The following is a 248-nucleotide window of genomic DNA, read 5'->3' on the forward strand; positions in this document are numbered from 1 at the left end:
GGCGATGTAGCTTGCATCCGTGATGTTATTCAACGTTTGGGCTGTGGTTGTGGCATCGGGAGCCGCCACTTTAAAACCCACTGTAGAAATGTTGCCTAGCAATGAACACTTTGTTGCGCTGCCGATGGTGACAATTGACCCTCCTGATGCAGGCGGAAGATTAAATGTGTTCATCGCGAAACGTGTTGAGCTTGGATTGTTGATCAACAACGACCCGTTGGCCCGCGTGGTTTGATTGATTACGCTAT

General features: G+C 49.2%; 1 protein-coding gene. It reads right to left on the reverse strand.

What is annotated here, in order from left to right:
- Positions 1 to 248, reverse strand: a 248-nt coding sequence (locus tag JV201_RS30185) for a hypothetical protein (protein WP_219407054.1), incomplete at both ends; no start/stop codon positions are given.

The organism is Pseudomonas sp. Colony2 (assembly GCF_019382755.1).
In the GTDB taxonomy this organism is placed as follows: Bacteria; Pseudomonadota; Gammaproteobacteria; order Pseudomonadales; family Pseudomonadaceae; genus Aquipseudomonas.